10 protein-coding genes are annotated in these 13,082 nt (G+C 42.7%); 7 read left to right on the forward strand and 3 right to left on the reverse strand.

Features of this window, described 5'->3' with window-relative positions; translation table 11 throughout:
- Nucleotides 1-163 precede the first annotated feature (163 nt).
- The 6 genes from putP (at nt 164) to rlmD (ending at nt 8,269) form a co-directional block, all read left to right on the forward strand.
- Nucleotides 164-1,678, forward strand: coding sequence for a sodium/proline symporter PutP (gene putP / locus O2Q26_RS06070; protein ID WP_289215038.1), 1,515 nt, complete (start codon nt 164-166; stop codon nt 1,676-1,678).
- 853 nt (nt 1,679-2,531) lie between these two features.
- On the forward strand, nt 2,532-2,822 hold the full coding sequence (gatC, locus tag O2Q26_RS06075; protein ID WP_253933977.1) for an Asp-tRNA(Asn)/Glu-tRNA(Gln) amidotransferase subunit GatC: 291 nt from the start codon (nt 2,532-2,534) through the stop codon (nt 2,820-2,822).
- Nucleotides 2,823-2,834: 12 nt separating this feature from the next.
- Nucleotides 2,835-4,307 carry an Asp-tRNA(Asn)/Glu-tRNA(Gln) amidotransferase subunit GatA gene (gene gatA, locus O2Q26_RS06080; RefSeq protein ID WP_289215039.1) on the forward strand — a complete coding sequence of 491 codons (1,473 nt, stop codon included), beginning with the start codon at nt 2,835-2,837 and terminating at the stop codon, nt 4,305-4,307.
- Nucleotides 4,304-5,734: an Asp-tRNA(Asn)/Glu-tRNA(Gln) amidotransferase subunit GatB gene (gatB, locus tag O2Q26_RS06085; RefSeq protein WP_289215040.1), complete on the forward strand. Its 1,431-nt coding sequence runs from the start codon at nt 4,304-4,306 to the stop codon at nt 5,732-5,734. Before gatA ends, gatB begins: the two co-directional genes overlap by 4 nt.
- Nucleotides 5,735-5,887: 153 nt before the next feature.
- On the forward strand, nt 5,888-6,802 hold the full coding sequence (locus tag O2Q26_RS06090) for a diacylglycerol kinase (RefSeq protein ID WP_289215041.1): 915 nt from the start codon (nt 5,888-5,890) through the stop codon (nt 6,800-6,802).
- An 87-nt stretch (nt 6,803-6,889) separates the two neighbouring features.
- Complete coding sequence (gene rlmD / locus O2Q26_RS06095; RefSeq protein WP_289215042.1) at nt 6,890-8,269, forward strand: 23S rRNA (uracil(1939)-C(5))-methyltransferase RlmD; 1,380 nt, start codon at nt 6,890-6,892, stop codon at nt 8,267-8,269.
- A gap of 317 nt (nt 8,270-8,586) precedes the next feature.
- Here rlmD and O2Q26_RS06100 read toward each other — a convergent pair whose 3' ends face one another.
- From O2Q26_RS06100 to O2Q26_RS06110, 3 genes are all read right to left on the reverse strand, one after another.
- Nucleotides 8,587-8,709 (reverse strand): hypothetical protein, encoded by a 123-nt coding sequence (locus tag O2Q26_RS06100; protein WP_289215043.1) that lies wholly within the window; start codon nt 8,707-8,709, stop codon nt 8,587-8,589.
- Nucleotides 8,710-8,757: 48 nt separating this feature from the next.
- Nucleotides 8,758-9,456 (reverse strand): hypothetical protein, encoded by a 699-nt coding sequence (locus O2Q26_RS06105; RefSeq protein WP_289215044.1) that lies wholly within the window; start codon nt 9,454-9,456, stop codon nt 8,758-8,760.
- 74 nt (nt 9,457-9,530) lie between these two features.
- Nucleotides 9,531-9,878: a helix-turn-helix domain-containing protein gene (locus O2Q26_RS06110; RefSeq protein ID WP_289215045.1), complete on the reverse strand. Its 348-nt coding sequence runs from the start codon at nt 9,876-9,878 to the stop codon at nt 9,531-9,533.
- Nucleotides 9,879-10,266: 388 nt separating this feature from the next.
- On the opposite strand from O2Q26_RS06110, the gene O2Q26_RS06115 reads away from it, so the two are divergent.
- Entirely contained in the window at nt 10,267-13,059 is a 2,793-nt protein-coding gene (locus O2Q26_RS06115; protein WP_289215046.1) for a pullulanase, read from the forward strand.
- Nucleotides 13,060-13,082 lie beyond the last annotated feature (23 nt).

Raw genomic sequence — 13,082 nt, forward strand, 5'->3', positions numbered from 1 at the left:
GTGTATATTACAAAATGGGGGTGACAACGTGTTTGAACTAGCAGCCGCTGCAGGCAATTTTTCACTTTCAGGAGGAGCATGGTTTTGGCTTTTTGTACCCATGCCGTTATTAATTATACTATCTATCATCACACTATTTACCGGAAGGAGCGAATAAGACAAAATGGGTACTGCTACGTTAATTACGTTTATAGTTTATTTAGTGGGTATGCTGGGGATTGGTTTTGCCTCATACCGTTTAACAAGCAATTTATCAGATTATGTATTAGGTGGTCGTCGTTTAGGGCCGGGAGTAGCTGCACTTAGTGCCGGAGCATCCGATATGAGTAGTTGGCTGCTATTAGGCTTGCCGGGGGCTATTTATGTCTCAGGATTAGGAGAGGCATGGCTGGCTGTAGGTCTTGCTATCGGTGCATACTTAAACTGGCAATTTGTTGCTCGTCGTTTACGAGTGTTTACAGAAGTTGCTAATGATTCCATTACATTACCGGACTATTTAGAAAATCGTTTTCAAGACAGCTCTCATATTTTACGTGTTGTTTCCGCGTTAGTTATTTTAGTTTTCTTTACATTTTACACTTCTTCAGGTTTAGTCGGTGGAGCTAAATTATTTGAATCCTCCTTTGATGTAACCTACACACAAGCACTATGGATTGGTGCTATTGTAACGATTTCTTATACCTTTATCGGTGGTTTCCTGGCAGTAAGCTGGACAGACTTCATCCAGGGGATCTTAATGTTCTTAGCATTGATTGCTGTACCAATTGTGGCAATCCAGGAGCTCGGAGGATGGAACTCTGCCATTGATGCTGTAGGTTCAATCAACCCTGATCACTTAACGATGGTCCAGGGTGTCGGAGCCATCTCGATCATATCCTCTCTCGCATGGGGATTGGGTTACTTTGGTCAGCCCCATATCCTGGTGCGTTTTATGGCCTTAAGATCTCCTAAAGATGTGCCGAAAGCTCGTCTAATTGGAATGGGTTGGATGATCATTGGCCTTTACGGTGCGATTTTCACGGGTCTATTCGGCTTAGCATTTATCGCAACACAAGATGTCAGCGGCTTAAGCTCAGTAGGCGCACAGCTGACAAATGAAGCGGGCTTCCAACAGCTGGCTGATGGGGAGAAAATCTTCATCGTATTTTCACAGATTTTATTCCACCCAGTGATTGCGGGTATCCTGCTGGCAGCGATTCTTTCTGCTATTATGAGTACGATTGACTCACAATTGCTTGTATCATCTTCAGCATTAGCGGAAGATTTCTATAAAGCGATTTTCCGTAAAAATGCTTCTGAACGTGAACTTGTATGGGTTGGACGTTTCGCTGTTGCAGCCATCGCGTTAATCGCCTTGCTGCTTGCTGGTAACCCAGACAGCACGGTGCTTGGACTAGTATCCTATGCATGGGCAGGTTTTGGTGCTGCATTCGGTCCAACGATCATCCTTTCTCTATTCTGGAAAGGCATCACACGAAACGGAGCACTTGCTGGTATCATCGTTGGTGCAGTGACCGTTGTAATATGGGCTGATCTATTAAGCGGCGGTATTTTCGATCTTTATGAAATCGTACCAGGTTTCATCTTGAACTTTGTTGTTGCTATCATTGTTAGTAAGATGGGGCCAGCTCCATCTAAAGAAGTTGTTGCAAACTTTGAAGAAGCGGCTCGCCGTTAATAATACTATTAAGAAGATCTCCAGCATTCCGCTGGAGATCTTTTTTTGATATCTTATAATTTAAGTACATAAGGATATACCTTCATTGACACAATAAACCATTCTGTAATCCAGAGCGCTTACCTTCCATTCAAAATCAATGAACTGAATTGCAAGTATGACACTCAAATTATAGGAGAAAATGTATTACTGAGCCTGGAAATTGAACTAAAGATCTCCCACGCGCCGCACAAGGAGAATATTTTACAAAAGTATAATGTTAATCTTAGAGAACTACAGCCATTCGTATATTGTGGTGGGTGGTTAGAAAAACCCCCTGAATGAAGTTTCGCTTTTCCGCAGGTTAACAGTCCGTAATTCCCCTAAACTTTATGAGGCAGGAAAAGTAAAATGAGACTAGGGGAAAACGTCCTGTAAACGCCCGATAAGTTCAAGTAACATTCATAGCAAGGTCGCCCATGAATGAACTTGAACTATATCGCAGGTTAACGGTCTGTAGTCCCCCATATCAGATTCAATTAACTTGCGGAAGTCTGCAAATGGGGGAACAGTCCGTAAACGCCCGATTGGCTCAACTAACATTCAGGAAAAACCCCCTGAATGAAGTTTCGCTTTTCCGCAGGTTAACAGTCCGTAATTCCCCTAAACTTTATGAGGCAGGAAAAGTAAAATGAGACTAGGGGAAAACGTCCTGTAAACGCCCGATAAGTTCAAGTAACATTCATAGCAAGACCGCCCATGAATGAACTTGAACTTTATGTTATGATTGGTAGGGTGTATAGTTGAACGTTGCGTATGAAAATAGAAATTTGGTATGATCATATATTATGTGAGATCGAATGGAGGAAACCATATGTCCCGTATTAGTAAAGAAGATGTAAAACACGTGGCGCACTTGGCCCGTCTTTCTATTAAGGAAGAAGAGGCTGATCTTTTCACGAAACAGCTGGACGATATTATTACGTATGCCGAGCAGTTAAATGAGCTTGATACAGAAGGTGTAGAACCGACGACGCACGTTCTTGATCTGCACAATGTGATGCGTAAGGACGAGCCGAAGCGATGGGTTGAGAAAGAAGATGTGCTGAAAAATGCACCGGATCATAAAGATGGACAATTTAAAGTTCCATCTATTTTGGAATAGGGAGGGACCTACATGTCTTTGTTTGAACATTCTTTACGCGAGCTGAAAGATAAGCTACATAGTAAAGAGATTACAGTAACTGATTTAGTTAATGAATCCTACAACCGTATTGAGGAAGTCGACGGCCAGGTCCAAGCCTTCCTTACATTAAATAAAGAAGCTGCACTGAAACAGGCAGCTGAACTGGATGGGCAGCGCGGCAATGACGCCGCTGAATTATTCGGTTTGCCGATCGGTGTCAAAGATAACATCGTAACCAAGGGTTTGCGCACAACAGCGGCCAGCCAGATTTTAGATAACTTCGAGGATCCATTGTATGATGCGACCGTCGTTAACAAGCTGAATGAAGCGAAGTCTGTAACCATCGGAAAATTGAACATGGATGAGTTTGCGATGGGTTCTTCCAATGAGAACTCCAGCTACTACGCGACACGCAATCCTTGGAATACGGATTACGTACCAGGGGGATCCAGTGGTGGATCGGCTGCGTCTGTGGCAGCTGGCGAAGTTCCGTTCTCCTTAGGCTCTGATACAGGCGGTTCTATCCGCCAGCCTGCTGCTTTCTGTGGTGTGGTTGGATTGAAGCCCACGTATGGCCGTGTATCACGTTTTGGATTAATCGCATTTGCTTCATCTCTAGACCAAATTGGTCCGATTACTCGCTCCGTTGAAGATAATGCCTACTTGCTTGAGACGATAGCCGGTTACGACAATATGGACTCTACTTCTGCGAACGTAGAAGTACCTAAATACACAGAAGCCCTCACAGGTGATGTAAAAGGGTTGAAAATTGCCGTGCCGAAAGAGTATCTCGGTGAAGGTGTCACTCCTGAGGTGAAAGAGGCCGTTCAAGCCGCATTGAAAAAGTATGAGGAGCTTGGAGCGACTTGGGACGAAGTATCCCTGCCACACTCCAAGTACGCCGTATCGACGTACTACTTGCTCTCTTCTTCAGAAGCGTCCGCGAACCTTGCCCGTTTTGACGGTGTCCGTTACGGAAAGCGTACGGAAAACGCTGAAACGATGCTTGATATGTTCAAACGTTCTCGTTCTGAAGGCTTTGGAGACGAAGTGAAGCGCCGTATTATGCTGGGTACCTTTGCGCTTAGCTCTGGTTACTACGACGCCTATTACAAAAAAGCGCAGCAAGTCCGTACATTGATTAAAAATGATTTCGAAAAAGTACTGCAGGACTATGACGTCATTGTCGGACCTACAACTCCGACACCAGCGTTTAAAGTCGGCGAGAAAATCGATGATCCACTGACGATGTACGCCAATGACATTCTAACGATTCCAGTCAACTTAGCTGGCGTGCCAGGAATCTCTGTTCCGTGCGGCTTCTCATCTGAAGGATTACCGATCGGCCTGCAAATCATCGGCCGTCACTTTGATGAGAATAGCGTTTACCGTGCTGCTCATGCTTTTGAACAGGCGACAGACTTCCATAAACAACGCCCGTCCCTTGGAGGTGCGAGCTCATGAATTTTGAAACAGTGATTGGACTTGAAGTCCACGTAGAATTAAAAACAGAATCGAAAATTTTCAGTCCTTCTCCGAATATGTTCGGGGATTCTCCTAATACGAACGTTAACCCGATCGACCTTGGGTACCCGGGTGTGCTTCCGGTGTTAAATGAGGAAGCTGTGAATTTCGCAATGAAAGCAGCGATGGCGCTTAATTGTGAGATTGCGACGGATACGAAGTTTGACCGTAAGAACTACTTTTACCCGGACAACCCGAAGGCTTACCAAATTTCTCAGTTCGATCAGCCGATCGGGGAGAATGGGTATATTGATATTGAAGTGGATGGCGTGAAGAAGCGGATCGGTATTACTCGTCTTCATATGGAAGAGGATGCTGGGAAGCTTACGCACAGTGATGATGGGTATTCGCTGGTGGACTATAACCGTCAAGGTACGCCACTGGTGGAAATCGTGTCCGAGCCGGACATCCGTTCACCAAAAGAAGCGTATGCTTATTTAGAAGCTTTGAAAAATATCATTCAATATACTGGTGTTTCTGATTGTAAGATGGAAGAAGGTTCCTTAAGATGTGACGCGAACCTTTCTCTGCGTCCGATTGGACAGGAAGAGTTCGGAACGAAGACTGAGCTGAAGAACTTGAACTCCTTCTCATTTGTACAAAAGGGTCTTGAATTCGAAGAGGTTCGTCAGGAAAAAGTACTGCTTTCCGGTGGAGAAATCCTTCAGGAAACGCGTCGTTATGATGAGCAGACGAAAGAAACAATCTTGATGCGTGTGAAAGAGGGATCTGACGACTATCGTTATTTCCCGGAACCGGATCTTGTTCCACTTCATATTGATGAAGCGTGGAAGGATCGTATTTTCAACCAGATTCCTGAGCTTCCAGATGCCCGTAAGAAGCGCTATATCGAAGAATTACAGTTGCCGGCTTATGATGCTATGGTCTTAACGAATAATAAGGAAATGTCCGATTTCTTTGAAGAGACGATTGCACAGGGCGCGGATGTTAAGCAAGCTTCGAACTGGCTGATGGGCGAAGTATCCGCTTATTTGAATAAGCATTACAAAGAGTTCAGCGATATTGCCCTGACTCCTGAAGGACTGGCGAAAATGATTAAGTTGATTGAAGATGGTACGATATCTTCTAAAATCGCCAAGAAAGTATTTGGTGATTTAGTAGAAAAAGGCGGAGATCCTGAGAAGATCGTTAAAGATAAAGGACTTGTTCAGATTTCTGACGAAGGACAGCTTCGTGAAATCATTTCCGGTATTCTTGATAACAATCAGCAGTCGATTGAAGATTACAGGAATGGTAAGGATAAAGCTTTAGGTTTCCTTGTCGGTCAAGTCATGAAGCAGACGAAAGGTCAGGCTAATCCACCAATGGTTAACAAGATCATTTTAGAGGAAATGGATAAGCGATAATATGAATCGGAGAGGGACACCCTCCTTCTCCGGCCATATTAAAAAGCACGCACTCCTCGTGTGTGTTTTTTAAATGAGACACTTTAATGTTTTCAAATGATGAAAAAAACGCTATGATGTTATTTGGAGCATGATGGATGAGGGGGTCATACTATGCAGCGTGCCCGTATTATTTATAATCCGACTTCAGGGAGAGAGATCGTCAGAAAGGTTCTTCCTGATATTTTACAGCGTTTTGAGCAAGCTGGTTACGAAGCATCTGCCCACGCGACGACGTGTGAAGGTGATGCGACGAAAGCAGCTAAAATTGCTGTGGAACGGAAATTTGATGTCGTGGTCGCAGCCGGCGGAGACGGGACCATTAATGAGGTCATTAATGGAATCGCTGAGCAGGACTTCAGACCGAAGTTCGGCATTATACCCGTAGGGACGACGAATGATTTTGCGCGTGCACTTCGTGTACCACGTAATATCCATAAAGCTGTCGATGTCATTTTAGATGATTATTCAATGCCGCTTGATATTGGCAGAGTGAACGGTCATTATTTCATGAATATCGCAGGCGGCGGGAAAATTACCGAAGTGTCTTATGAAGTTCCAAGTAAACTGAAAACGATGCTTGGACAACTTGCTTACTATTTAAAAGGGATCGAAATGATTCCATCCATAAGGCCGACATATGTTGAAATGGAACATGACGGTCGTATCTATAAAGGTGAAGTCATGCTGTTTCTCGTTTCTAATACCAATTCAGTCGGCGGTCTTGAGAAGCTTGCGCCTGAAGCGAAAATGGATGATGGTTTATTCAATCTGATGATCATTGAGAAAATGAACATTGCGGAGTTTGCGCGTCTAGCTACGTTAGCAATCCAGGGGAACCACTTGAACCATCCCAAATTCATTCATACGACAGCAAGTCGAGTGAAGGTTCATACAGAAGAGAAGATGCAGTTGAACATAGATGGAGAGTTCGGCGGCATGCTCCCTGGAGAGTTCGTCAATCTTTATCGTCATATCGAATTCTTCGTACCAAAAGATAAATTTTCACCCGATCTAACGAATAAATGATAACAGTCAAACGCTGCCTGTCCTAGTGACGGCGGCGTTTTTGTGATAAGCTGTGAACAGCTAAGAAACGAAAAGGACGGATGTAATATGGCGAAACCAAAGCCGCCCGTACAAAAAAATCAGACGATTGAGCTAACATTTGAGGATTTGACACACGAAGGCAATGGAGTGGGCAAAGTAGACGGATATCCTTTGTTTGTACCTTATGGGCTTCCAGGTGAAAAAGGACAAGTTAAAGTCGTCAAAGTGAAGAAAAACTTCGGGTTTGGAAAGTTGCTGGACGTAGAGGAAGCGAGCGAAGAACGAGTGGAGCCGCCCTGTGATGTATATTACCAGTGTGGAGGCTGCCAGCTGCAGCATATGAGTTACAGTATGCAGCTTGAGATGAAACACAATCAAGTGAAAAACGCGATGAAGAAAGTGGCTCACCTCGACCACGTACCCGTCCATGAAACAATAGGTATGGCCGATCCGTGGCGCTATCGGAACAAAGTCCAGATCCCTGTCGGACAAAAGGAAGACGGCGAGCTGATGACAGGTTTTTACCAAAAACGGAGTCACAATATCATTGATATGGATACGTGTCTCATTCAAGACGAAATGAATGATCGTATGGTTGAAACCGTGCGGCGCATAGCAAGCAGGCTTGGCATTCACGCTTACGACGAAGAAAACCATCGTGGAGTGCTGCGTCATATCATGGTGCGGACCGGCCAGACAACGAAAGATATCATGGTCGTGCTTGTCACACGAACGAAGAAGCTTCCACATCAAGAAAAGCTGATAGATGAAATACGCGATGCGTTCCCAAACGTAAAATCCGTAGTGCATAACATTAACAGCGGACGGACGAACGTAATTCTTGGAAAAGAAACGCACGTACTCTGGGGCGACGAGTATATTTATGATACCATCGGCGACGTGAAATTCATGATTTCACCAAAGTCCTTTTATCAAGTGAACCCCACCCAGACGAAAAAGCTGTATGATCAAGCACTCCAGTATGCCGACTTACGCGGCGGAGAAACAGTGATCGACGCCTATTGCGGCATTGGAACCATCTCCCTGTTTTTAGCCCAGAAAGCTGAGAAAGTGTATGGCGTTGAGATTGTTCCTGAAGCCGTAACCGACGCGAAGAAAAACGCCCGCCTGAACAACATGGACAATGCAGAATTTTATGTAGGACAAGCCGAGGAAATCATGCCCTGGTGGCGTAACCAGGGACTGCGCCCGGACGTGATCGTAGTCGATCCCCCACGTAAAGGGTGCGATGAAGCACTGCTGCAGGCGATGCTCGACATGGAGCCTGAGCGTATTGTTTATGTATCCTGTAATCCATCGACTCTCGCACGTGATTTGCGTGTTCTTGAAGATGGAGGCTATGAGACGAAAGAAGTTCAGCCTGTAGATATGTTTCCGCAGACTAGTCATGTGGAGTGTGTGACGTATTTAACCCCTAAATCATAGGGTTTTATAAGAAGATAAGACGTGAGTGGTCACATTTTGACCACTCATATGTTTTTTTCTGCCTGATACTTTATAAAGTCCATTGGCTGTTTACCAGCATGGCGCTCGGGATGACAAAGCTCATGCCCGAATTGTTCTCAGTTCTCTTGTTCAGATGTTTTATGATTTAGAAAGATGAATCTTTCTTCGATCCATTCAATTACTTGAAACTTCCGGTCCCAATTCCCAATGGGTACATTAAGTTTCGTAGCGTGGTATTATACATGTCCCTCCTGATGCAGAACATATGTTTGGTTTAGTTTTAAAAAGAAAAGCCTTTATTGTAAGGCTTTCTTTAATCTCTTTTCAATTATTATAAATCCTACACCGGATAACATCGCAGTTAGCGATCCAATTAAACCAGCAATTGCGATGTCCCCATACATCATCATGCTTATCATTATACCTAACACACCTAGTATAAGTAGAGTAATATATATTGTCTTCATTTATCTTTCTAACTCAACTTCGATTTCTAGTTCTTCACCTAAATCCTCATAATCACTATTACTAGCAGGATCATATCTTAGAGTCACGGAGTTGACGTCTTCCGCTTTTGAGTTTTCTAGGATGTAAAAAGAAGAACCTTGTTTATTAACTTCACCCAAAAATTCACCGTCAATGTGGTCGCTTAGCATCATATCTGATTCTAATTGTTCTCCAGTATCAGTAATCATTGTAGCTTGAGAAGCATAGAAAATTATATCTTCTTCAGACGAATTACTCACTTCCATATCTACCTGAATATATTCTACCTGCTCCATTTCCATATAATCTTGCATTTCTTGACTTAATTCCCCTGATACACCATTCACTTTTGTAATATCCATTGTTATCGGACCACTTTCGAATGTACCTACATCATCAGTTCTACTTACTAATGTCATTTCACCGGCATCACTAGAAACTGTATCTCCGACTGAAGCATCCGTTGATTCGTTTTCTTCAGCAGACATTTCCTCTCCAGTTTCTTCTTCTCCCTCAGATGCCTCGGTATCTTCATTAGAACCCTCGTCTTCTGTTTCCTCTGTTTCAGTGTTAGAACCTTCGCTTTCAGATTCCCCGTCAGGCCCAGCATCGTCAGACCCACATGCTGCTAAGATAAAAATTAGCATTGAAAATAGTGCGATTTTTAATAAACCTTTCATAATATGTACCCCCGTAATTAATATATATTTTTATCATAAATTGATGATAAACAAAATTTAAAAAAATGATATTCTTATTTCTTTCTTCTCTTAATGATTTCCCACATTTCCCTAAGTTGCTCCAGATCTTCTTCGTCACTTCTAGGAAGTTCATAATACCATCGTTCTAATTCAGGGTTGTTCTTAAATACTTCGAATTTTTGTTCCTCGGATAGATTAGGGGTGTCTGATCGTCCTAGCAAGTAATCCGCAGATACATCTAGCACGTTTGCTAAATTGTTTAATTCCTGGTCTTTAATCGGTCTAGTGGCTAACTCAATTCTATTCAAAACACTGTAATTAATACTTACTCGATTGGCCAATTCCCTTTGACTCCAACCTTTTCTCTCTCTGCATTGAATAACTCTGTCCTGTATGGACATATAATCACCCTTTTCTAAACCTGCAACAAAATAATAACACGTTTCTAAAATAGAAAAAACAAGTATTTCTAAAAAAAGAAATTAAAGTTAATCTCATTTCTAAAAAAGCAATGAATTATGTGGTTATACAGTGGCTAAAACAGCAATTAGGAGGAATGAGATGCAAACCTTAAAGCTTGAATACATCAAGAATATGTGAAAGGAAGTTTAATCCTATTAATCTTCCTGGCACACCTTATATGCAAGCGAGTGCACAATTTCTTAAGACATAGTTGCACAACTATATATCTATTTTTTCAATATTATGGGTATAGAGTTGTTTTTTTACGAGCGATAATTATATAATTAATGCAAGCGGTTTCATAAAAAACTAATAAAGGATGATTACGTGAAAAGAAAATCTAAGTACATTTCAGCTATTGCAGCAGCCGTCAGTTTAAGTTTCATTCCTTTTGTTTCTGGAGATTTAAAAGCAGAAGAAGGAGAAGATACAGTACGAATCCATTATGATCGGTCGGATCAAAGTTACAACGATTGGGGGCTTTGGCTGTTTGAGGATGTTGCTATGCCTTCTGACCAAGTGGGTGCATGGCCCAGTGGAGCCACTAATTTTTCAGATGAGCAGATGGGGGAGAGTGGAGCTTATATAGACGTAGAACTAGCGGAGGATGCTGAAGATATTGGATTTGTAGTCGTGAATACAGAAAACGAAAACAAGGACGGCAATGATAAAATCGCTGGCAGCGTCGATGAGTATGATGATCTTTATATTCGTGAAGGAGATGACACGGTCTATACAAACCCTGAATATTTACCTGAAATCGGTCTTAATTCAGCGGAACTCATAAACGAGAATACCATAGAAGTACTTTTCTCTTCGACAGAGGGATTAACAAAGGAAGCACTTCATGAAGGGTTAACCATCCAGGATCAGAATCGCGAGGAAGTTGCATTTGAAAAAGTGACGATCCAGGAAGATGGAAAAGTAGAAATCAGCGGTACGTTTGATGTGGAAGCCGCTCCTTACAAAATTACATTTAACGAAAAATCGACGACAGCCAATGTCAGCTGGCGCTACATCGATGATACATATGGCTATGATGGAGACCTGGGTATGGATCTTCAAGAAGACGGCAGTGCCAACCTTAAATTTTGGTCACCTGGAGCTGACCGCGTCTCTGTAAAACTTTATAACAAGGATAATCAAGATGAAGTCGTAGAGAAGGTTGCCATGAACCTGGAAGATCGCGGTGTATGGAACGTGACGCTTGATCAGAGCAATACCGGGGTCGATGACTTAACGGGATATTATTATCACTTAGAAATTGAACGTGAAGGCGAAACGAAAACAGGGTTAGACCCTTACGCTAAATCCATGGCCAAATGGAATAATGAAGGCGATGACTCTATTGGAAAAGCAGCGATTGTCGATCCATCCTCCATTGGGCCAACATTAGATTATGCTGAAATTGATGGGTATGAAAAACGCGAGGATGCTATTATTTATGAAGTTCATGTACGTGATTTTACTTCTGATCCGAGCATTGAAGATGAACTGGATTCGCAATTTGGAACGTTTGAAGCTTTTATTGATAAGCTTGATTACATTGAAGATTTAGGAGTTACTCATATTCAACTGCTTCCCGTGATGAGTTATTTCTTTGGTGATGAAGGGGCTAGCGCAGAGCGTATGCTGAACTACGATTCTGATGACAACAATTATAACTGGGGTTATGATCCTCAGAGCTATTTCTCCCCTACAGGGATGTATTCTGAGGATCCGGATGATGCGGAACTTAGAATTCAAGAGCTTAAGCATTTAATTGATGAAATTCACAAGCGTGATATGGGTGTAGTATTAGACGTAGTCTACAACCATACGGCTGATGTTGGTATTTTTGAAGACTTAGTTCCTAACTACTATCACTTTATGGATGCAGACGGCACACCACGAACAAGCTTTGGCGGCGGCCGCTTAGGTACGACCCATGAGATGTCTCGCAAAGTTTTAGTAGATTCCATTAAATATTGGGTGGATGAATTTAAAGTAGACGGATTCCGATTTGATATGATGGGCGATCACGATGCAGAAAGCATTCAAACAGCTTATGATGAAGCAAAAGAATTGAACCCGAACATTTTAATGATCGGGGAAGGCTGGAGAACTTACGCTGGCGATGAAAATGGCGGTAATGTGCAGGCGGCTGACCAGGACTGGATGAAGGATACCGAGAGTGTCGGTGTTTTCTCTGATGATTTTCGTAATGAGTTGAAGTCTGGATTTGGAAGTGAAGGCGAAGCGCGCTTCTTAACTGGAGGTCCACGGAACGTGCAGCAGATTTTTGATAACGTCACCGCAAAACCTCACAACTTTGAAGCATCAGATCCTGGAGATGTGGTTCCTTATATCGCAGCTCACGATAATTTGACCCTTCATGACGTGATTGCCCAATCCATTAAAAAGGACCCTGACGAGCATGAAGAAGAAATCCACGAACGAATTCGTCTTGGCAACTCTATGGTGTTAATGTCTCAAGGTACAGCCTTCCTTCATGCAGGCCAGGAATTTGGCCGTACGAAGCAATTTAGAGCAGAAACAGATGAAGCGCCTTACAAATCAACATACATGGAAGACGAAGAGGGTGAACCTTTCAACTATCCTTATTTCATCCATGATTCTTATGATTCGACGGATGCTATTAATATGATTGATTGGGAAAAAGCAACGAATTCTGATGAATACCCAATCCATAATTTAACTCGTGAATATACAACTGGTTTAATTGAGCTGCGCCGATCTACAGACGCCTTCCGGTTAGGTACGATGGACGAGGTGGATGAGAATGTGACAAAGCTTGAGGTTCCTGAGATTGAGGAAAATGATTTGGCTCTTGCTTATAAAGCCGAATCTACAGATGATACAGGTAAATATTTTGTGTTCGTAAATGCGGATGAAGAAGAGCGCACGTTTACGATGGAAGATTACAATTTAGCTCCTGGCAAAGTGATTGTAGATGACGATGAAGCAGGAGTAGACAAAGTAAGTGAACCGACTGGATTTAGTAAAAATGCGAACGAAATTACAATAGATCCACTAACGACTGTAGTTGTGAAATGTGATGCGAAAGGAAACGGAAACGATCCATGTGAAAGGCCTGATAAAGGAAAAAGCAAACGATAACAAAAGCAAATACGTTAGTGATG

The organism is Halobacillus campisalis, from assembly GCF_030345335.1.
In the GTDB taxonomy this organism is placed as follows: Bacteria; Bacillota; Bacilli; order Bacillales; family Halobacillaceae; genus Halobacillus_A; species Halobacillus_A campisalis.

Bases quoted from the DNA above. Each gene is read 5' to 3' on its own strand.
- rlmD (WP_289215042.1), top strand. From the start codon at position 6,890: ATGGCGAAACCAAAGCCGCCCGTACAAAAAAATCAGACGATTGAGCTA.
- O2Q26_RS06105 (WP_289215044.1), bottom strand. From the start codon at position 9,456: ATGAAAGGTTTATTAAAAATCGCACTATTTTCAATGCTAATTTTTATC.
- gatA (WP_289215039.1), top strand. From the start codon at position 2,835: ATGTCTTTGTTTGAACATTCTTTACGCGAGCTGAAAGATAAGCTACAT.
- O2Q26_RS06100 (WP_289215043.1), bottom strand. From the start codon at position 8,709: ATGATAAGCATGATGATGTATGGGGACATCGCAATTGCTGGTTTAATT.
- O2Q26_RS06090 (WP_289215041.1), top strand. From the start codon at position 5,888: ATGCAGCGTGCCCGTATTATTTATAATCCGACTTCAGGGAGAGAGATC.
- gatC (WP_253933977.1), top strand. From the start codon at position 2,532: ATGTCCCGTATTAGTAAAGAAGATGTAAAACACGTGGCGCACTTGGCC.
- gatB (WP_289215040.1), top strand. From the start codon at position 4,304: ATGAATTTTGAAACAGTGATTGGACTTGAAGTCCACGTAGAATTAAAA.
- O2Q26_RS06110 (WP_289215045.1), bottom strand. From the start codon at position 9,878: ATGTCCATACAGGACAGAGTTATTCAATGCAGAGAGAGAAAAGGTTGG.
- putP (WP_289215038.1), top strand. From the start codon at position 164: ATGGGTACTGCTACGTTAATTACGTTTATAGTTTATTTAGTGGGTATG.